The sequence below is a fragment of the Halorussus pelagicus genome (assembly GCF_004087835.1).
Classification (GTDB): Archaea; Halobacteriota; Halobacteria; order Halobacteriales; family Haladaptataceae; genus Halorussus; species Halorussus pelagicus.
This window is the reverse complement of record NZ_CP035120.1, coordinates 154,820-173,829: the sequence shown is the minus strand read 5'-3', so window position 1 is coordinate 173,829 and position 19,010 is coordinate 154,820. Positions and strand designations below refer to the sequence as shown.

Sequence of the window (19,010 nt, the reverse complement as noted above, 5' to 3'; positions counted from 1 at the left end):
AGAGCCGGTGTATCGGCCGCCAGCGGATTTATGCCATTCGTCGTAGAGTACCCGTTGGGGGAGAAAAACAGTGAGCCGCAAGCACGTAGCCGTAGCTATCATGCTCGTTTTCGGAACGGTGTTCGGGGGAGCGGTCACCACTCTCGGGGCGACGGGTCCCGAGACGGCGGCCGACCAGTCGCCGCCCAACGAGCTGATGGCGCAGAATCAGACGGAAGCAAACACGACGGTCACATTCGATAATCAGACATCTGACGGGACCGTCGTCACGATTTCGCAGGTAACGCTGGCCGACGGCGGTTTCGTCGTCGTCCACGACGAGGAACTGCTCAACGGGTCGGTCCTCGGTAGCGTCCGCGGGGTCTCGGAGTACCTCGAAGCGGGAACTCACGAGAACGTCGAGGTGACGCTCGACGAACCCATCGAGGAGTCCCGGACCCTGCTCGCGCTGGCGTATCAGGACACGAACGACAACCAGACCTTCGACTTCGTGGACTCGCAGGGCGCTGAGGACGGTGCCTACACCGTGGACAATCAGGTCGTCGCGGACGAGGCCGCGGTGACGGTCGAAGGGACTGACGGGACGCCGACGGAGGTGCCACCGGAGACGGAAACACCGACGGAGACGCCGACTACGACGGAGGAACCGCCCGAAACGGAAACGCCGACTGAAACTACTACGACCGAAGAACCGCCGGAGACGGAACCGCCGACCGAGACGCCGACTGAAACGACTACGGCTGAGACGCCGACGGAGACGACCACGACAACCGAGACGCCGACCGAAACTACCACGACGGAAACACTGACCGAAACTACCACGACGGAAACGCCGACCGAGACGCCGACCGAAACGACTAGCACAGAGACGACTACGACAACTGAGACGCCGACCGAAACGACCACCACAGAGACGACTACGACAACCGAGACGCCAACCGAAACGACCACCACAGAGACGACCACGACTGAGACGCCGACCGAGACGCCGACCGAGACGACGACAACCGAAAAACCGGCCGAAACCACAACGACGGAAACGCCGACCAAGGCCACCACGACAACCGAAGCGGCCGAACCGTCCGTGCCCGAGCAGACGATTCGGTTCCGCATCGACAACGTGCGGGTCAACGAGTTCTCGTTCGTCGTCGGTGACGCCGACGACGTGGACCGTACGGTGGTCGTCGAGGACCGCTTGGTCAGCGACCAGACGCTCCGCGTGGACCTCACGAAGATTCTGAGGGGGGCCTCCGTCGAGGAGAGCGTCGGCGAGGCCGCGAGCGAGGACCGACAGGTCGCTCGCTCGGACCGCCAGAACGTCCGGTTCGTCTTCCGGAACGTCTCGGTGCAAAACGTCGAGTTCGTCGTGACCGCGCCCGAGGATGCAGAGTTCGACCTGCCCGACGAGATGATGCCCGACACGACCACGACGGAAACGACGACCGAGGAAACGACTACTGAGACGACAACGACGGAAACGACTACTGAGGAACCGCCGGAAGAGACGACTACGACTGAGACGACGACGGCGGAAGAGACGCCGACCGAAACGACGACCACGGCGGAACCCGCGGCCGAACCGTCGCTTCGCGTGGTCTCGATTGCCGCGCCCGAAACGATAGTGCTGGAAGAGGGCGAACTCGTCGTGAACGCGCAGGTTCGCAACCCGAGCGAGCAAATCCTCACGGACACCGTACAGCTTCGCATCGACGGGACCGTCATCGAGGAACAGCGAGTGGAGGTTGACCCCGGCGAGTCCGCGCAGGTCCAGTACCGACTGGACGAGTCCGACCTCGGACTTGACTCCGGCGAGACCTTCCTCGACGTGCTGACCAGCGACTTCGGCAAGTCGATTCAGGTGACGGTGCAGGACGCGCCGCCGGAGAACGGTGACGACGATGACGAGGACTCGAACTGAGCCACCGCACCCCGAGCGGACGGACTGAATCGGGACCGACCGGGCGACCACGGGGGTCGCCCTGATTCGTCTCGGACCGCCTAGAAATTCAAAGAATTTCTTTGTTTTACAAGGACATCGAAACGTTGATAATCCGCGGTCGAAGCCTTTCGACTGCGCATGGCACGCGAGCGACTACAAGCAGACGACGAGGCAGAGACATCGCTACTCGACAGACGGTCCTATCTGAAACTCGCCGGGTCCGCCGCGGCGGCGGTCGCCGCGGGGTCCGGGGGTGCTTCCGCGGCCGAACCGGTCGGCTTCGGCGAAGGCGGGTACGGCCAGATGTCGTTCGGTGGCGGTGCCGCGGCGTCCGCGCCGACCGTTGACAGATTCGACGTGTCGAAGAGCGAGCAACTGGGCGACGACCGCATGTTTTCAGTCCGGTGGGCCGTCGCCGATTCCGACGGCGACCTCGACGTGGTGGAGGTCGTCGTCCACGAGGGCGCGGCCGACGTGAACTTCTCGGTCACCGACGTGAGCGGTCAGCGCGGGTCCGGATGGGACCTCTTCCAGTTCCCGGTCGGTAGCACGCTCGACGTGACGCTCCGAGCCAAAGACGAGGGCGACAGGGTGGTCAAGGAGTCTCAGTCGATTACGCTATAAGCTACGAGCCTCGGTCGCTCCGCTCGGCGGGGTCGGGATTCCTCGGCGAATCGGTCTCGACGTACGAGGCGGTAGTCGGGGCAGAACAGCCGTTCGTCGGTCTCCTTCGACGCGACTCGGGGGTTCACCGAGGTCCGCGACAGCGCGACGTGGTGGTCGCTCCGGGTCGAGCAGTCCCCCGCATCGAGCGCACGCGTCGGTGTCGGTATTGGCGTCGGTGTCGATTTCTCCCATCGAGACGACTCCCAACGCTGAGTCACAAAACGGTTGGTTCCGAAAGAGGTCGTCAGAAAGCGACTCACCGGACCGCCGTCACCGCGCCAGTTGGTCGATGCCGACGGTCCGAAGCGTCCGCCAGCCAGCGACCGCGGCCGCCAGCGTGCCGATGACCAGCGCGATGGCTCCGCCGAGCGCCAGCACCGACCCCGGCGCCTGCACCAGTCCCTCGAAGCCGACGATTTCGGCCGCGACGAAGTTCAAGCCGACCACGAACGGCGGCGTGACCGCGACCCCGAGAACCCCGCCGAGAGCGCCCAGCAGGACGCCCTGTCCGGCGACCATCGCCACGAGCGTCTTCGAGGAGACCCCGAGCGCGGTCAGGGCCGCAAGTTCCTCCTTCTGCTGGAAGACGACGATGGAGAGAACGTTGAGCGTGAGCGCGAACCCCGCGACCACCGAGAGGACGACCAGCGCGCCCCCGACCGCGATGACGACCGCGTTGTGCTGGAGGACCGCGCGCATCTGCTCGTCGTTCGTCCGAATCGTGTAGTCGGGGTACTCCCGCTGGAGGCGCTGTTCGACCGTGCTCACGTCCGCGCCGTCGTTCACGTTGACCGTGATGAACGTCGCTTTGTCGGTGCCGGTGGTGCCCGTGATTCGCTGGAGTTCGCCCAGATGCATCGTCGTTGTCGGCGCGCCTAGAAAGCTGGAGAACGTCGGCGAGATGCCGACGACGGTAAACTCGTGGTTTTTTGCACTCTCGACGGACCCGCCTATCTGGAGCGTGTCGCCCACACCCACGTCGTACATCTCCGCGGTGCGGGTGTCGATGATGACCGAGTAGGTCATGTTCCCGTCGTAGTCGCCGCCCGCGTAGTGCTGGTCGTACGTGTGGAACCCTTCGCCCTCGCTGATTTCGACGGCACCGCCGCCGCCGGGGACGCCGACCCCGACGAGCGTCTGCATATTCCCGGAGCCGTTCCCCACGTAGACCGCCTGAAACGCCATCGGAACCGACGACTGGACCGCGTCGAGCGATTCGATGTCGCCCGCCGTCTCGTGGGCGTCGGTGATGGACGTGCCGAACCCGCCGGGACCGTCCGAGAGCGACCCGCCCGTGACCCAGAGGTCCCGGCCTGAGGCGTCGAACTTCTGCTGGCCGGTCTCGAAGACGCCGTAGCCGAGGCTCGCCAGCAGGGTGGTCGAGAGGACCGCCACCGCGATGCCGACCACCGCGAGGACGGTCCGTGCGCGGTCGTGGCGGAGTTGGGCGGCCGCGACCGAGGCGGCGACCCGAAGCCGACTCATCGGTTTACCTCCACGGCGGCCCGCTTTCGGGCCGCCGCGATGAGTCGGGTTCGGAGAAGTTCGCTCATCGGTTTACCTCCACGGCGGCCCGCTTTCGGGCCGCCGCGATGAGTCGGGTTCGGAGAAGTTCGCTCATCGGTTTACCTCCACGGTGGCCCGCTTTCGGGCCGCCGCGATGAGTCGGGTTCGGAGAAGCTTGCTCACCGAATCACCTCCGTGACGCCCTCGGTGCGGCCCTCCATCGCCAGCAAGTACGGCGCGACGAGAATCCCGATGAACGCCGAGACGCCGAGTCCGTAGACCACCAGCAGGGGGTGGAAGGTTGCGATTGGGACGGGCGCGATGGCCCGCGTGGCGGCGTAGTTGGTAATCGCGGTCGTCCCGTACGCGAGGACGATGCCGAGCGCGCCCCCGACGAGCGTGAGCGCGAGCGCCTGCACGACGAGCAGGACCGCGCGTGCGCGCCGCGAGAACCCGATGGCCGTCAGGGTCGCCAACTGCTCGCTGTCGGCCTCGACCTGCAACCCCTGCGTGGTGGCGACGAACAGCGTGCCGACGACGACGGCGATGAGCAGGGCCGCCAGCCCCATCGCCAGCGGCAGGTCCGAATCGACCGAGTTCTGTGCGGTGAATCCCGAGCGCGTCACCGCGCTCGCGCCCGCGAACCGCTCTTCGAGCGAGGATTCGAGACCGCCGACGTTCGACTGGACAAGAATCTGGTCGGCTTGGTCGCCCGACTGCGCGCCGGTGATGGCCTGTAGCTCGCTCAGGTGGACTAGCATCACGGGCATCCCCGAGAGACCCGACTCGACGGCGGCCTGCTCGGCGGCCGTGACCTGCCACTGTCGGTCGCCCGACCCGGCGATTGCGCCGCTGGCCGAGATGTTGGCGCTCTCGTTGACGCCGAGTCGCTGGGCCGCGCCGGACGAGAGGACGGCCTCGCCGGTCCACTCGCCGTCGTAACTCCCGTTGGCGTAGTAGGGGTCTCCCGGAGCGAGCGGCGCGGTCGGGAGTCCGGCCACTCCGTCGAGTTTCGGCGACCCGACGACGCCGACGCCGAGAACGTACTCGCTTCCCCCGCCGTCGGTCTCCACTTTCAGGACCGAAATCCCGACCGGAGTCGCGTACTCGATGCGGTTGTCGGCGTTCAGCGCGTCGCCCTTGGCGTGAACGTCGCCGAGTTTGGCCGAGTCGGTCGAGACGACCATCGTGGACGCGCCGCCGGACTCGGGCACGACCCAGTAGTCCACCGCGTCGCCCCGGACCGTGGTCCCCTGCACGAGACCGAGACCGGTCGCGGTCACGACGAGCATGAGCGCGACGGCGATGGCGACGCCGAGGACGCTCACCGCGGTCTGGCGCGGCGCGGTCCGTGTCGCCTTCGTGGCGGTCCGGCGGAGCGCGACCCCAACGAGACCGAGCCATCGCCTCACTGCGGACATCGACGCACCTCCTCGCGCATCCTCTCACGCATCCTGCACCTGCCCGTCGCGCAGACGGACCACGCGGTCGGTCCGGGCGAGCGCCCGTTCGTCGTGCGACGCGATGACCACGGCACGCTCCTCGGCGAGGTCCCCGAGCAGGTCGAGGATGACCGCGCCGGTGTCGGTGTCGAGTTCGCCGGTCGGTTCGTCGGCGAAGACGACGAGGGGGTCGCCAGCGAGCGCCCGCGCGACGGCGACGCGCTGTTGCTCGCCGCCGGACAGCTCGCCGGGGCGGTGGCTCTGGCGGTCGCCGAGACCGACCTTCTCCAGCAGGTCGGCGGCCTGCTCGCGGCGCTCGGACTTGCCGAGACCGCGCTCGACCAGCGGGAGCGCGACGTTCGCCCGCGCGGACAGCGACGGCATGAGGTGAAACCGCTGGAAGACGATGCCCACCTGCTCCAGTCGCAGTCGCGTCAGTTGCTTCTGGGTGAGCGACGACACGTCCTCGCCCGCGAGCGTGACCGTCCCCTCGGTCGGCGCGTCCAGTCCTGACAGCAGGTGAATGAGCGTGGACTTGCCGCTCCCGCTCGGTCCCGACAGGCCGACGAACTCGCCGCGCTCGATGGTCAGCGACATGTCTTTGAGCGCCGTCACCGTCGGGCGCTCCTCGGCGTCGTCGCCGAACGAGAACCACCCGCCACCACCGCCGCGTTCGTATCTGCGGGTCACGCGGTCGCACTCGACGACCGCTTCGCTCCGTTCCGATTCCTCCGTCGCTGTACGTGTACTCGCGTCCATCAATCCCCCACCAGAACGGACGTGAAGAACACGCCGACGCACTTATCATTTCAGGCCCTCTGTCCCGCGAAGCGGTTAAATCAACCCGGAGCGAGCGTGTCGCCCTCGCCCACCAGTTTTGCCGGTCGAAATCGTCATCGGCCCTCGCGGGTGTTCATAGGAACGAAAGACCGCTGGTACGAGAACGCGACGCTCTACGCCATCAATGTCGAGACGTTCGCCGACGCCGAGGGCGACGGCGTGGACTGACTGACCGACTCGACTATCTGGACAGACGAAGATGGAAGTGGCTCGTGGCGCTTCGAGTTAGGTCGGGACGGATTCTGCGGGGTGCGGGTCGAGAGCGGGGTGTAGCGGACAGGTTTCCGCAGAAAACGTCACTCGGTGTCGTCGGGAAGCGGGTTGAGTACGCCGTACCAGAGTCGGTACGCCGTCGTCGCGGCGAGCGCGCCGACGTGGAAGTTCTTCGAAGCGTTCTCGGAGTCGTCGGACCGCCGTCGCACGGCGAAACCCCACCCGCTCCACGCGAGGTGCGCGAGGAACCACCGACTGCGTCGGCTTCGTATTCCGGCCACGTCGCGGTCTCGCGCCCAGTACCGAACGAACTGGCCGACGCCACCGGCGGCGATGTCGGACGGCGAGACGCTGAGTGCTTCGTCGTCCTCAGAGGCTCGTCGCCACAGCGGAAACAGAGCCAAGAGCATGACTCCGGCCCCGACGAACTCCACGACAGCTATCGTTCGTCTACGTACCATATTTCGACATCTTTCGAAGCTCTCAATAAAGTTGTGTCGTCTGTCAACTGCTCCGTTCGCAGAAATCGGTCTCAGAAACCCTGTGAGGGACCGACAGAATCGGGACGCGCCGCCTCACTCCACCGACTCAGTACCCCTTCCCGAACTCGTCTTCCAACAGCGCGACGTTGCGCTTGTTGGCTTTCCACACCGCGTCGATGAGCGTTCCGAGGACCGGAATCGACCCGGTAGCGGCGTCCACGCCGACGTTGAGCAGCATCTTCAGCACGGTGTCGCGGGACGCGCCCATCTGCGCGCCCTCGGCGACGATGTACAGCGAGATGGCCGCCGAGAGGGTGTCACCGCCCACCGGCAGGATGCCCAGAATGGGGTCCAGCCCGATTTTGTAGTTGATAACGGGGAGTTCGACGGCCTCGTCCAGCAGGTCGGCGATGATCCGAACGCGCTCCATCCCCGGCGGTTCCTTCTCGACCGATACCTCTATTTTCGCGCCGTGTTCTTGGGATTCGGGTTCCATGCGTGTGAGTGAGGGCACGGGCGGGGAAAGCTTTGCTGGCTTTTCGAGGTCGAGACCGCCAGCGGGTCTCAGCGGTACCCGAGCGTTTCCAGTTGTCGCTCGACCGCGGGGCTGACGGATTGGGTCGCGTCGAACTCCTCCCAGTCGTCGGGCAGACTCCCGAGCAGTTCCTCGCGCTCGTGGTCCGGAATCGCCCGGAACTGTTCGCCCGGTTTCGACCGCTCGACGCCGAAGCGGACCGACTCGCAGATGGCCGTCCGGTCGGCCGGAATCTCGGACTGCCACGCTCGCCCCGTGGCCTCGTCAGTGAGGCGGGAGTCGGCGACGGTCGCTTCGAGGAGCGTCGCGTCGAAGCGGTCGGCCAGCACCGCGAGCGCGTCGTACTGGTGGAATAAGCCGGTCTGTGGCGACTGGTCCACGAAGGAGTCCCACGCCTCGGCGTCGGTCGTCGTCTCGACGCGGACCGTCATCTCTCGGGCGTCCTCCCCTCGGCGACTGGACTCGCTTCCGCTGGCGGTTCGGCGTCCAGCACGTCGTAGTACGCCGCGGTCGTTCGCTCGACGGTCCGGTCCCACGAGTAGCGGTCGGTGACGAGCGAGCGACCCGCCGCACCCATCCGCTCGCGGCGCTCGTCGTCGGCCAGCAGTTCGCCGACCGCCGACGCCAGCATCCCCGGCGACTCCGGTGGTACGGTCAGGCCCACGCCGTCGAGGACCGATTCGAGCTGCGGCAGGTCGGTGGTCACGACTGGCGTCTCGCAGGCCAGCGATTCGAGGACGGTCCGCGGGAACCCCTCGCTCAGACTCGGCAGGACGAAGACGCTGGCCGCGCCGTACTCCGCCGGAAGGTCCTCCTGGGAGCGCCACCCCGCGAAGGTTACGCGGTCGGCCACGCCGCAGTCGGCGGCGTACTCCTCTAACGACGCCCGGAGCGGGCCGTCGCCGACCACCCGGAGCGTCAGGTCGGGAAACTGCTCGCGCAACTCGGCCATCGCTTCCAGTAGGACCCCGACGCCCTTGCCGGGTTTCAGTCGCCCGACGAACAGTAGTGTGTCGCCGTTGTCATTTCTCTCCCCGGCCCGTTCGCTCTCGTCGCTCTCTACCGGCCGGAACGTCGTGCAGTCGATGCCGTTCCGAACGACCGCGACCGGCGTCTGAACGCCGTAGGACTGCAAGCGGTCGCGGTCGGTCTCCGAGTAGCAGAACACGCGTTCGGCGGCGTCGAACGTTTTCCGGCCGACGGTGCGGAGGTGGACCTCCTGAACCCACCGGTTCGCGGTCTGGGAGAACAGGCCGTGGTTGGTGACGACCAGCGCCGCGTCGGTCAGCGAGGCGACGAGCGCGGCCACGTTTGACGAGAAGAATAGGTGGGAGTGGGCGTGAACCACGTCGTACTCGTCGGCGAGGTCCCACAGCGACTTGGCGAGTCCGGGGACGATGCTGTTGTCCACGGGACTGGCCACCTCGCGGTGGCGCTTCAGCGCGTAGCCGTCGCGGACCGCCGTCCGCGGGAGCGACCGGTCGCCGTGGTCGGACGTGAGGACCGTCACGTCGTGGCCCATCTCGGCCTGCTTCTTCGAGAGACTGTGGACGTGCAGTCCGAGTCCGCCGGGGACCTCCGGGTGGATGTCGCTGGTCACCCGGAGAATCCGCAGGGGTCGCTCTCGGTTCCTTGATGCGTCGCGTCTCGGTGTCGGGTCTCGCCTGTCGGTCATCGTTGTGACTGCTCTCTCTTGTTGGCGCTCCGGTCGTCTCCGGTCGTGTCGGTCGGCGCGGCGGCGCGTTCGCGCCGACGCGCCACGCGCTCGCCCTCGGTCGTTCGGTCGGCGTCGCTCGCTCGACGGTCGGCCCGGCCGCGCGACGACCGTTCCAGCAGTCGTCTGGCGACCAACTGGACGATTCGCCCGAGGACCGCCGCGCCGTGGCGGACCGGGTTGTACGTCTGGCCGTTGTGAACGTCGTACTGGACGCGTATCGGGCGCTCGGCGATGGTCAGGTCGTTGCGGTTCGCGGCGTCTAGCATCTCGGTTTCGACGGCCATCCCGTTCGTCCGGACGGTGATGTCCTCGACGGCGTCGAGCGACAGCGCCCGGAACCCGCTCTGGGTGTCCGTGACCGAGACGCCGAACAGAAACGCGATGCTCCGGTCGAGGACTCGCTGGCCGACCCGCCGGTAGAACGGCGTCTCGGAACCCATCCCTCGCCGGAGGTATCGGCTTCCGATGACCACGTCGGCACCGCCGTCGAGGACCGGTTGGGCGACGGCGGGGATGTCTCGGGGAAGGTGCTGTCCGTCGCCGTCGAGCAGGACGAGCGCAGAACACGACCGGCGCTCAGCGTAGTCGAAGACGCTCTTCAGGGCGGCCCCTTTCCCCCTGTTGGTGGAGTGTCGAACAACGAGTGCGCCCGCTCGCCGCGCCAGTTCCGCGGTCCGGTCGGCGCTCCCGTCGTCCACGACGACCACCTCATCGACGTACTCGGTCGCCACCTCGACGATTTGGGCGATGGTCTCGGCCTCGTTGTACGCGGGGATGCCCGCGACGATGGGGTCGGTCCCCTGTGCGCGGACGTTGTCTCTCTTGACTGCGGGGACCACATAGGAATCTCGCGCACGAAACGTCGAGAGGCTTCGCGTGTAGTCGATTCGGCCGTCTACGCCCTCCGAGAGGACGAGTCCGGGGTAGTCGTTACTGCGAGCGGCCGCGGCCAGCGCGACGCGCAGGTCGTCGTCGTTTCCGTTGTCAGGACGGACGACGGTTCCGTCTTCGTCCCGGAGGAACTCGGCCGTCTCCTCGCGGTCGGGCGCGACGAAGACCTCGTACCCGAGGTCACTGGCTCGCCGGACCGCACGCTCGACCGATTCGCCGTTCGACTCAGTCGCTATCAGACCGATAGCCGGGCGCGAATCGCGGCGGTCGCGCTCGACCGACTCCGGGTCCGACGATAGTACCCCCATTTCCCCATCTCCTCGCGTGAACCGTGGATTCTCGCGTCCTTTGTTATCTGGCCACTATCGTCCCCGGCCGAGAGCTACAATCCGCGATACGGGTCGGAATTTCGCGTTTCCATCGAGTATTCCGTCGTTTCTCGACTCGTTCCGGTGGCGGTCGTCGTCCGGGGACGCTGGCGTCACGAACCGCCGCGCTCGCTCCCAACCGGACCCTTTCGGGAGGTAATGGCTCGTTTTCTCGGTCGTCGTTTCCCGGCCGACGAGCGACGCTTCGGGGGCGAACGAGCGACCGCCCTCGCTAGGCACCACGCATAAACGTGATGACGGTGTGTAGGCTCTCTATGCAGACGCTCGCCGAGGTGCTCCCGTACCCCCCGAGTTTAATCATCAAGAAACTGAACAGCCTCTACTTCACGCGCATGGACCGCCGCGAGTACAACACGCAAGGGACGAACGTCTTCGCGGAGGACTGGGACAGCCTCGTCGTCCTCGACGCCTGTCGGGACGACCAGTTCCGCGCGGCGAACACGCTCTCGGGCGACATCGAGACCAAGATTTCGCGGGGGTCGAACACCTCTGAGTTTCTGAAGGCCAACTGCGACGGCCGAGACCTCTCGGACACCGTCTACGTCACGGCGAGTCCGATTTACTACTACCACCGCGACGACATCGACGCCGAGTTCCACGAAGTCGTCAACGTCTGGAATGAGGCGGGGTGGCACGATGACGCGAAGACGGTCCTGCCCGAGACGACCACTCGGTACGCGCTCGACGCCGCCCAGCAGTATCCGAACAAGCGCCTCCTCGTCCACTACATCCAACCGCACTACCCCTTCATCGAGTCGGACACCGAGTTCGACAAGAAGCATCTCCACGACGACGCCGAGAACCAGAAGAGCTTCTGGCACGAACTCAACCACGGCCGACTCGACATTTCGCGTCGCCGACTCTGGGACCTCTTCGAGGAGAATCTCGAACGCGCTCTCCCGCACGTCGAGGAGTTGGTCGGCGAACTCGACGACCGGACCGTCGTGACCGCCGACCACGGAAACATGTTCGGCGAGCGCGCTCGCCCGATTCCCCACTCGTTCTACGGTCATCCGCCGAAACTCTACACCGACTCGCTGGTCCGGGTGCCGTGGCTAGTTCAACAGGCCGACGAGCGCAGAGAAATCGTCAGCGGCGAGTCCCGCGCGAACGCCGATGCCGACGGCATCGACGACGAAACCGTCTCGGACCGACTCGCCGACCTCGGTTACGTCGAGATGTGAATCCGGGCGCGGGCCGACCGTACGTCAGACCCGCCCCAGACGCGGTGAGCGCGCTATATCTGGTTGGCGGTGACGTTTCCGTCCGTGACGACGATTTCACTCTCAGCGCCGGTGCTGGTGTCCTTGACCACTATCCCGCGGGCCTCTCCGGCGAGCCACATCCGGCCGTTTCCTTCGTCGTAGGCGAACCCGCCGTCGTTCTGTGGACCCTCGAACTGGCGGACGAGTCCGTTGTTCCCGGTGAGCGTCGAATCGTCGTGGCTGTTGAAGTGGACGATACCGTTGTCCACCACGTAGGCGTTTGAGGTGGCGGTCCCCGAGACGCTACTCCCGCCGCCGGTCTGGTAGTGACCGTTGTTCTTGACTTTCACGTACTCCTCGACGTTGCCGTCGCCCGCGTCGATGGTCTGGCGAGTCGCCACGCGGCCGTTGTACGCGATGATGAATCGCTTCGCGCTCCCGCCGGACTGGCAGTTGACCAGTCCGAGTTTGTCGGTGTGGTAGTTGGCGACGTGTGCGCTCTCGTTGTCGAGACCGCCTGCCTCGGTGTTGCTGGTGAACTCGAACCCGCGCAGTTGCATGGTTCCGACGCCACCCGACACGGTGAACGACCCGATTTGGCAGTTGCTCGGCGAGGACTGATTGCCCTCGATGGTTATCGGGACGCGCTCGCCCTTGCTACTCTGCGTGGGCGACTCCGTCCAGTTTGCGACGTAGGGCGGGACGACGACGTGTTCGTCGTACGACCCGTCGCTGACGTTGATATTGACCTTGTGGCGGATGAGCCACGGGAACTCGTTCTCGATGGCGGCCTGGATGCTGTCGTAGTCGCCGCCGCTCCCGACGCTGACGCTGATGCTTCCGGTGCTGACGAGCGGACGACTCCCGTCGTAGTTCTCCGGCGAACTTGTGGCGGTGCTGTCGCTGGAACCGGGGTACGGGAGGCTCGTCCACTGGCTTCCGTCGCCGATGAAGCGCTCGCCGGAGTCGGTGGCGAGGAACTTCGCGCCCTGCTTGGGTTCGTACTCCGAGCGGTTCTGGGCGGCGTCGCGGATTTCGACGTCGGAGTCGAGCGCCGCGAAGTTCTCGTTGATGGGGATGTGCCAATCGTTCGCTCCCTTCGAGGGAGTCTGATATTTATGATTCTCTGTCATAGATGCCAACTCGTTCGACCCGCCGCTGGACTGCCGGGCGCTCTCCCACTCGCCCCGACCGCACTCCCACATGGAGGGCGTCGTACCCGAGCAGTCTGCGACGGGGTTACGGGAACTCGGTTTGCAACACCTCTTCATCAATCTTCCGTAACAATATTCGGATATTTAGGTATCTAGGAGTAATAAATTCCTATCGTAGGAAATAGGCTGTTAAAAGCTATGATTAGTATCCTACTCGGTCCCACCGCCTCTCGGCCGGTACTTACATGCAATCGCGGGGCGTACCGCGGTCGTCGATGCTCCGACGCCACGAGTTCCTGCTCGCTCAGGTGTCGTGGATGCTCCTCGGCGTGGTGGGACTCGCGCTCTTCGGTCTCATGTCCCTACAAGCGTTCGCGTTCGTTACGTTCGTCGGCTTTCTGGCGCTGGTGGCGCTCACGGCACCCGCGACTCGCTCGCCCGAGTGGCGACGCCGCCTGAAGTGGTTCGTGTTGCTCGTCGTCGTCGCGTTCGGATACGCCGTCTTCCACCGCGTCGCGGGGAAACTGTGACTCGCAAGAAATGGTCACCGCTCCAGCCATCGGTCGCCGCCGTGGACGAACGTGACGGTGTCGTCGGCCCGAAGTCGTCTTTCTCGCCCGCCGTCGAGTCGGAGGTTCCCCTCGCCGCTCACGATTCGGAGCGGTCGGTCGGCGACCAGCGTCACCGCCGCACCCCTGTTTCCGCCCCGAATCGCCGTGAGACGCGACCCCTCGGGCGTCGAGACGCGGACGAGGGCGGCGGTGGCCTCGACTCCGGCGTCGCGGGGGCGCGCCCGCCGAAAGCGTCCTCTCTCCGCCCCGCGAATCGGGGTCACGCTCGCTCTCGGAGTCGGGGTTCTGGGTCTCCGGGGGCGGTTCCCGGTCGGTGGGTTCGTCGGCGTCGTTCCGCGAGCATCCGGCCAGCGACGCCGTCAGCACCGCGGCGACGCCGTCAGCACCGCGGTGACGCCGTCAGCACCGCGGCGACGCCGAGATACGCGCGGCGGTCGAGCGATGGCATGTGTCCTAAACCGGGTACGTGACCGACGACAATAAGCGGGCGGCCCACCCCGATGAAGCGGATAGCCGACCCAGCGACGGACGCGGCGCGCCCGGAGCGTGTATAAGAAACCCGTCTATTTATGGAGCGAATAACGCTCGCGTCGGCTATCAACGGGGTGCAACTTCTATAACGAGACCAGTCGTGGCGGTTATACTAGCGATATGTCTTTACACGAGGGGTCGGTGGCCGGAGCGGTAGTCCCCGCGATTTCCCACCCGAGTTCGCTCGCATGCGCGCGGTCGCTGAGTCGCCGGGGACTCCGGTCCGTCCTCGTCTCCGAGGACGAGTCCACCGAGGCGTTCCGGTCGCGGTACTGCGACGAGTCGCGCGTCGTGCCGTCGCCGTCTCGGAACGCCGTCGCGTACACGGAGGCGCTGTTGGCCGTCTCGCGCCGCGAGGACGTTCGGACCGTCCTGCCGGTCCGCGAGAAGGACGTGTACGTCCTCTCGAAGTACCGCGAGGAGTTCGCCGACCACGTCGGCACGCCGTGGCCGGAGTTCGACACGCTCCGGGCGGTCCAAGACCGGATTCGACTCTACGACGCCGCCTGTGAGGTCGGCGTCCCGACGCCCGAGACGCACCTGCTGACCGACTGTGCGGACTGGTCGCGCCCGTGGATTCTGAAGGGCCGGTACTCGGTCCTGCCGACCGACCGCGGCGAGCAGGGGGCGACGACTCCCGAGGGCGAGTCCTACGGACTCGCCCGACCGCCGACGACGCGGTATCTCTCGGTGGGCGAGCACCCGGACGTGGACCGGACGGTAGCGGACATGCACCACGTTCCAATCGTGCAGGAGTATCTGGGTTCGACCGACGAGTACGGCTTCTTCGCGCTCTACGACGAGGGTGAGGCCGTCGCAACGTTCCAGCACCGCCAGATTCGGGGGGTCCACTACAGCGGCGGCGCGAGCGCGTTCCGGCAGGCGGTCTCGATTCCGGAACTGGAGCGACTCGGGACGCGACTGCTCGACCACCTCGACTGGCACGGTGTGGCGATGGTCGAGTTCCTGCGCAACCCCGAGACCGGCGACTTCGAACTCATGGAGGTCAACCCGCGGTTCTGGTCGTCGCTCCCGTTCACCGTGCAGGCGGGCGCGGATTTCCCGTACTACGCGTGGTTGCTGGCGAACGGCGAGCGCGAGCGCATCGACTGCGAGTACGAGGTCGGTGCGGCGGGCCACCTCCTGAGCGGGGAAGCGAGCCACCTGTTGAGCATCCTCCGCGACGACGTTCCGCTGGTCGAGCGTCCGTCGTTCGCGGCGACGGCGGCGGAGGTGGCGACTTCGCTGGTTCGCCATCCGCGCTTCGACTACCTCGACCTGACCGACCCCGCGCCGTTCGCCCGGTACGCGGGCAACCGCATCGCGGGACTGGCGACCCGACTCCTCGGTCCCGACGTGGAGGCAGACTCGCCCCCGGTGGCGGGCGACCCGCCCCAATGTTCCCGACTGGAGGTAAACGACCCCGACTTCGAGCGATGAGTTGGAACTCACCCGCAGAACTCCGAGACGGCGTCGTCCAGTTTCTCCGGGCGCGACTCGGCAACGTCCGGGCGTTCCGGCAGTTGAGTTGGCGGGTCGGCGGGACGCTCCACCACACCGCCCCGCGGATGCTCGGCCAGTCGCAGTCTGGGCGGTCCGGGCAGTCGCCGCTTGGGCAGCTCGGGCAGTCGTCGGCCGCCGACGCCGGGTGGACGGCCTCGCCCGCAACCCCGTGGCACACCGGCGAGACGATTCCGACGTACCCCTACCGCGACGCTCCGTTCGACCCGCTCGCGCTCCGGCCGTCGCCGGGCGTCGCCAACCCAATCCTGACGGCCCGCGACGTGACCGATTTCGGGCGGGCGGGCGGCGTGGCCGACCCGTTCCTCTTCGTTACGTCCGCTGGCGAGTGGCACATGTTCTTCGAGGTCTTCAACCGGGACGCCGACCCGACCGCCGTCATCGGGCACGCGACCAGTCCCGACGGCGGGTCCGCGTGGGAGTACGACCGGGTCGTGTTGGGGACCGACGTACACCTCTCCTTTCCCTACGTGTTCAAGTGGGACGGCACCCACTACCTCGTTCCCGACCCGTGGGACAAGGGGTCAGGAACCGCCGATATTCGGCTCTACGAGGCCCGCGAGTTCCCCTACGACTGGACCGAGGCGGCGACGATACTGTCGCTCGACGACGCCGTGAGCGACACCGTGGTCTTCCGGTGGGACGACCGCTGGTGGGCCGTCGCGGGCGACGAGCGCGACCTCTACGCGTTCCACTCGCCGACGCTCCGGGCCGACGACTGGGAACCTCACGCCGGGAACCCGGTCGTTCGGGACCGACCGCGCGCGGCCCGGCCCGGCGGTCGGCCAATCGTCTGCGAGGACCGCATCGTCCTCTTCGTTCAGGAGTGCATCTCGGGCTACGGCGAGCAGGTCCGGGCCTTCGAGATTACGGCCCTCTCGCCGGAACGCTACGCTGACGCGGAACTCGACTCGTCGCCGACGGTTCGGGCCGACGACTCGTCGGTCGGGTGGAACTCCGGGAAGATGCACCACGTCGATCCGTGGTTCGACGGCGAGCGGTGGCGGTGCGCCGTGGACGGCAACATCGGTCTCGGCCGGAGTGTCTTCGGCCACAACTGGTCTATCGGAATGTACGAGAGCGCGGCGTCGGTCCCGCAGTCCCCAGAGTCGCGCGAGGAAACGAATCGGCTCAGTCCCGACTCGTTGCGGTGAATCCTCCGGTCGCGCCACCGACGCTCTCCCGGTATATCTCGCCGTACGCCGCTTCGGTGCGCGCCACGTCGAACAGTTCCTCCGCGCGCTCGTAGCCCGCCCGACCCATCTGGTGGCGCGTCTCGGCGTCCTGTAGCGTCGTCATCGCCTCGGCGAGGGCCGCCCTGTCGCGGGTCGGCACGACGAACCCCGTCTCGCCGTCGGCCACGATGTCGGCGGCCCCGCCGAACGCCGTCGAGACGATTGGGAGTTCGGCGGCCATCGACTCGATGTACGTTATCGGGAACCCCTCCGAGAGCGAACTCGACACGAAGGCGTCGGCCCTCGCGTAGTAGTCCTCCACGTCGCTCTGGTAGCCTGTCACTGAGACGTTCGCCGCGATGCCGAGGCGGTCGGCGGTCTCTCGCAGGGTCTCTTCGAGGTCGCCCCACCCGACGAGGTAGAGGTGCGAGTCGGGGTGTCGCTCGACGACGCTCGCCATCGCTCCGAGGAGGTCGCGCTGGGCCTTGCCGGGGATGTACCGGCCGACGTGGAGGTACGTCGTTTTGCTCGTCTTCTCGTCGGGGTCGCGCGACCGGACCGCCTCGCGGAACTCGCGCACGTCGATGCCGTTGTGGACGACGCGCCACCGGTCGCCGCCCGGCGGCCACCGCCCGGCGTAGCGTTCCGCGACGGCCTCCGAGACGGCCACCGTCGCCGCGTCGAGGAGTCTGGTCGCGCGCTCGGCCGCGAGGACGGCCGGGTGGCTGTTGTCGCCCAGGTTGTGGTGCGTACTGACGACCGCCGCGTCGGTGGCGAGACCGGCCAGTCTGGCGACGACCTGTTGCCACGGCAGGTGCGCGTGAAGCACGTCCACGTCGTTGGCGCGGACGTACCGGGCTAACGTGGCGGCCGCCCGCGGGTCGAAGGTCCGCGCTCGGCCGACCTTCGCCGTCGGGACGCCCTTCGCCTCGAACGCCGGTTCGAGCGACGTTTCCAACTCCTTGACGTAGCTTACGGCATGCTTCACATTGCTCTCAGCATGCTCTACCATGTTCAGAAGCAGATTCTGCACGCCGCCGTCGCCGAGCGCGGGGACGACGTGACAGACGCGGAGTTCGCCCGCCTCAGCGTCGCCCTCGGCGCGACTGTTGGACGTTCCGCCGGGAGTTCGTCCGCGCGAGGGTGTCCCCGCCACGGTCAGAGCTTGTACCCGAGCGACCGCAGTTGCTCGTCCACGGCCTCGGTGTCGTAGTCGTCGCGGGCCGACGCCGCTTCGCCGACGATTTCCTTGCGCTCGCCGTTCTGGTGGACCTGCCACGGGACCGTCACGAGTTCGTCCACGTACACGCCGTCGGGGTGGCCGTAGTAGCTGATTGGAATCGGCTCGGTCCGCTCGCCCAGCAGTTCGCCGTGGTCGGCGGTGACGACGTTCTTGCCCTGCAACTCGGTCAGCAATCGTTCGACCTCCTCGGCGACGAGGTCGAGATTTTCGCGGTACGCGCGAACGATTTCCTCGCGGCTCACGTCGTTGTTCTCGATGGTCTGGTAGAGCGCGCCGTCGTGGTCCAACCGCTGGCCGGTCGGCCCGAGATACGGCTGGTGGGGTTGCATGTAGTGGACGAGGAGACGCTTGTTCGGGTACTGCTCGGTGGCGTCGAGCGCGGTCTCCGTGACCGTCTCGGGCCGACTCGTCAGGCCGTCCACCGCGTCGCGCTCGACGTGGATGAACTCGTGGACCTCCGCGTCGATTTCCTCTTTGAGGCTGGCGAACCAGCCGTTCGCCGACACGTACACCACGTCGTCGAGCGTCCGCCCCGCGAAGTTCCCCCGGATGAACTGGTGGGTCGTGCTGGCCCGCGACGTTCGGGTTTCGAGCGTTCCCGGCAGGTCGGTCCGGCGCTCGAACTCGTCGTAGCGACAGGCGTCGAGGACGACGAGGTTGTCCCAGTCCTCCTCGAAGATGTCGATTCCCTGCGGGTTGTACCGGACCCCGAAGCGTCGCTGGGCGTACAGTCGGTTCAGTTCCGAGATTATCTTCGAGGGGTACCGTAGCCCAGTGCGCAAACTCTGTAAGTCGTACATGGAGTTCAGTTCGGCGATAGGTCGTCGTCGCGCTCGCCCCGATTCGGCTTCGCCTTCGAAACCCCCAGACCGCGGTCTCGGGTGCGAACGGTACGGTTCGGACAGGAGTTCGACGAGCATCACTATCAATGTAGTGCCCGAAATCGGGGGCTGCCTTCGCTCCGGAGTCGTTCATCTCGCGTTTCCGCT

18 protein-coding genes are annotated in these 19,010 nt (G+C 66.6%); 6 read left to right on the top strand and 12 right to left on the bottom strand.

From position 1 onward, the window contains the following. Positions 1–100: 100 nt before the first annotated feature. Both EP007_RS17830 and EP007_RS15975 read left to right on the top strand, forming a co-directional pair. Positions 101–1,918 (top strand): DUF7282 domain-containing protein, encoded by a 1,818-nt coding sequence (locus EP007_RS17830; RefSeq protein ID WP_208023615.1) that lies wholly within the window; start codon positions 101–103, stop codon positions 1,916–1,918. A 159-nt stretch (positions 1,919–2,077) separates the two neighbouring features. Then, a complete protein-coding gene (locus EP007_RS15975) occupies positions 2,078–2,563 on the top strand; it encodes a hypothetical protein (protein ID WP_128478765.1) in 486 nt (161 codons plus the stop codon). A 312-nt stretch (positions 2,564–2,875) separates the two neighbouring features. Here the strand turns inward: EP007_RS15975 and EP007_RS15970 are convergent, their stop codons facing one another. From EP007_RS15970 to EP007_RS15935, 8 genes are all read right to left on the bottom strand, one after another. Beyond that, the gene (locus EP007_RS15970) at positions 2,876–4,090 is read right to left on the bottom strand and encodes an ABC transporter permease (RefSeq protein WP_128478764.1); all 1,215 of its coding nucleotides are present in this window, start codon (positions 4,088–4,090) and stop codon (positions 2,876–2,878) included. Between the two features lie 200 nt (positions 4,091–4,290). Continuing rightward, on the bottom strand, positions 4,291–5,532 hold the full coding sequence (locus tag EP007_RS15965) for an ABC transporter permease (RefSeq protein ID WP_128478763.1): 1,242 nt from the start codon (positions 5,530–5,532) through the stop codon (positions 4,291–4,293). A gap of 24 nt (positions 5,533–5,556) precedes the next feature. Next, positions 5,557–6,315, bottom strand: coding sequence for an ABC transporter ATP-binding protein (locus EP007_RS15960; RefSeq protein ID WP_394346053.1), 759 nt, complete (start codon positions 6,313–6,315; stop codon positions 5,557–5,559). Positions 6,316–6,689: 374 nt separating this feature from the next. Continuing rightward, positions 6,690–7,067, bottom strand: coding sequence for a hypothetical protein (locus tag EP007_RS15955; RefSeq protein ID WP_128478761.1), 378 nt, complete (start codon positions 7,065–7,067; stop codon positions 6,690–6,692). 127 nt (positions 7,068–7,194) lie between these two features. After that, complete coding sequence (locus EP007_RS15950; RefSeq protein WP_243700492.1) at positions 7,195–7,584, bottom strand: DUF4112 domain-containing protein; 390 nt, start codon at positions 7,582–7,584, stop codon at positions 7,195–7,197. 68 nt (positions 7,585–7,652) lie between these two features. Next, entirely contained in the window at positions 7,653–8,054 is a 402-nt protein-coding gene (locus tag EP007_RS15945) for a hypothetical protein (protein ID WP_128478760.1), read from the bottom strand. Next, on the bottom strand, positions 8,051–9,298 hold the full coding sequence (locus tag EP007_RS15940; RefSeq protein ID WP_128478759.1) for a glycosyltransferase family 4 protein: 1,248 nt from the start codon (positions 9,296–9,298) through the stop codon (positions 8,051–8,053). The genes EP007_RS15945 and EP007_RS15940 overlap by 4 nt, the downstream gene beginning before the upstream one ends. Further along, positions 9,295–10,539 carry a glycosyltransferase family 2 protein gene (locus EP007_RS15935; protein ID WP_128478758.1) on the bottom strand — a complete coding sequence of 415 codons (1,245 nt, stop codon included), beginning with the start codon at positions 10,537–10,539 and terminating at the stop codon, positions 9,295–9,297. Before EP007_RS15935 ends, EP007_RS15940 begins: the two co-directional genes overlap by 4 nt. Before the next feature lie 335 nt (positions 10,540–10,874). On the opposite strand from EP007_RS15935, the gene EP007_RS15930 reads away from it, so the two are divergent. Then, entirely contained in the window at positions 10,875–11,804 is a 930-nt protein-coding gene (locus EP007_RS15930; protein ID WP_128478757.1) for an alkaline phosphatase family protein, read from the top strand. A 53-nt stretch (positions 11,805–11,857) separates the two neighbouring features. On the opposite strand, the gene EP007_RS15925 is transcribed toward EP007_RS15930, so the two are convergent. After that, the gene (locus tag EP007_RS15925) at positions 11,858–13,030 is read right to left on the bottom strand and encodes a hypothetical protein (protein ID WP_128478756.1); all 1,173 of its coding nucleotides are present in this window, start codon (positions 13,028–13,030) and stop codon (positions 11,858–11,860) included. A 224-nt stretch (positions 13,031–13,254) separates the two neighbouring features. On the opposite strand from EP007_RS15925, the gene EP007_RS15920 reads away from it, so the two are divergent. Then, positions 13,255–13,509 (top strand): hypothetical protein, encoded by a 255-nt coding sequence (locus tag EP007_RS15920; RefSeq protein WP_128478755.1) that lies wholly within the window; start codon positions 13,255–13,257, stop codon positions 13,507–13,509. Between the two features lie 14 nt (positions 13,510–13,523). On the opposite strand, the gene EP007_RS15915 is transcribed toward EP007_RS15920, so the two are convergent. Then, positions 13,524–13,814: a hypothetical protein gene (locus tag EP007_RS15915; protein WP_128478754.1), complete on the bottom strand. Its 291-nt coding sequence runs from the start codon at positions 13,812–13,814 to the stop codon at positions 13,524–13,526. Positions 13,815–14,202: 388 nt separating this feature from the next. Between EP007_RS15915 and EP007_RS15910 the strand changes: the two genes are divergently transcribed. Then, on the top strand, positions 14,203–15,522 hold the full coding sequence (locus EP007_RS15910) for a carboxylate--amine ligase (protein WP_243700491.1): 1,320 nt from the start codon (positions 14,203–14,205) through the stop codon (positions 15,520–15,522). Continuing rightward, entirely contained in the window at positions 15,519–16,757 is a 1,239-nt protein-coding gene (locus EP007_RS15905; RefSeq protein WP_128478753.1) for a glucosamine inositolphosphorylceramide transferase family protein, read from the top strand. Before EP007_RS15910 ends, EP007_RS15905 begins: the two co-directional genes overlap by 4 nt. On the opposite strand, the gene EP007_RS15900 is transcribed toward EP007_RS15905, so the two are convergent. Both EP007_RS15900 and EP007_RS15895 read right to left on the bottom strand, forming a co-directional pair. Continuing rightward, positions 16,735–17,934 carry a glycosyltransferase gene (locus EP007_RS15900; RefSeq protein ID WP_128478752.1) on the bottom strand — a complete coding sequence of 400 codons (1,200 nt, stop codon included), beginning with the start codon at positions 17,932–17,934 and terminating at the stop codon, positions 16,735–16,737. The two genes, EP007_RS15905 and EP007_RS15900, sit on opposite strands and share 23 nt — an antisense overlap. A 2-nt stretch (positions 17,935–17,936) precedes the next feature. Then, positions 17,937–18,821 (bottom strand): alkaline phosphatase family protein, encoded by an 885-nt coding sequence (locus tag EP007_RS15895; protein ID WP_128478751.1) that lies wholly within the window; start codon positions 18,819–18,821, stop codon positions 17,937–17,939. Positions 18,822–19,010 lie beyond the last annotated feature (189 nt).

Excerpts from the sequence above, each read along its gene's own strand:
- EP007_RS15920 (WP_128478755.1), top strand. The coding sequence starts at position 13,255 with ATGCTCCGACGCCACGAGTTCCTGCTCGCTCAGGTGTCGTGGATGCTC.
- EP007_RS15935 (WP_128478758.1), bottom strand. The coding sequence starts at position 10,539 with ATGGGGGTACTATCGTCGGACCCGGAGTCGGTCGAGCGCGACCGCCGC.
- EP007_RS15895 (WP_128478751.1), bottom strand. The coding sequence starts at position 18,821 with ATGTACGACTTACAGAGTTTGCGCACTGGGCTACGGTACCCCTCGAAG.
- EP007_RS15955 (WP_128478761.1), bottom strand. The coding sequence starts at position 7,067 with ATGGTACGTAGACGAACGATAGCTGTCGTGGAGTTCGTCGGGGCCGGA.
- EP007_RS15930 (WP_128478757.1), top strand. The coding sequence starts at position 10,875 with ATGCAGACGCTCGCCGAGGTGCTCCCGTACCCCCCGAGTTTAATCATC.
- EP007_RS15945 (WP_128478760.1), bottom strand. The coding sequence starts at position 8,054 with ATGACGGTCCGCGTCGAGACGACGACCGACGCCGAGGCGTGGGACTCC.
- EP007_RS17830 (WP_208023615.1), top strand. The coding sequence starts at position 101 with ATGCTCGTTTTCGGAACGGTGTTCGGGGGAGCGGTCACCACTCTCGGG.
- EP007_RS15940 (WP_128478759.1), bottom strand. The coding sequence starts at position 9,298 with ATGACCGACAGGCGAGACCCGACACCGAGACGCGACGCATCAAGGAAC.
- EP007_RS15910 (WP_243700491.1), top strand. The coding sequence starts at position 14,203 with ATGTCTTTACACGAGGGGTCGGTGGCCGGAGCGGTAGTCCCCGCGATT.
- EP007_RS15950 (WP_243700492.1), bottom strand. The coding sequence starts at position 7,584 with ATGGAACCCGAATCCCAAGAACACGGCGCGAAAATAGAGGTATCGGTC.
- EP007_RS15925 (WP_128478756.1), bottom strand. The coding sequence starts at position 13,030 with ATGTGGGAGTGCGGTCGGGGCGAGTGGGAGAGCGCCCGGCAGTCCAGC.
- EP007_RS15970 (WP_128478764.1), bottom strand. The coding sequence starts at position 4,090 with ATGAGTCGGCTTCGGGTCGCCGCCTCGGTCGCGGCCGCCCAACTCCGC.
- EP007_RS15975 (WP_128478765.1), top strand. The coding sequence starts at position 2,078 with ATGGCACGCGAGCGACTACAAGCAGACGACGAGGCAGAGACATCGCTA.
- EP007_RS15965 (WP_128478763.1), bottom strand. The coding sequence starts at position 5,532 with ATGTCCGCAGTGAGGCGATGGCTCGGTCTCGTTGGGGTCGCGCTCCGC.
- EP007_RS15905 (WP_128478753.1), top strand. The coding sequence starts at position 15,519 with ATGAGTTGGAACTCACCCGCAGAACTCCGAGACGGCGTCGTCCAGTTT.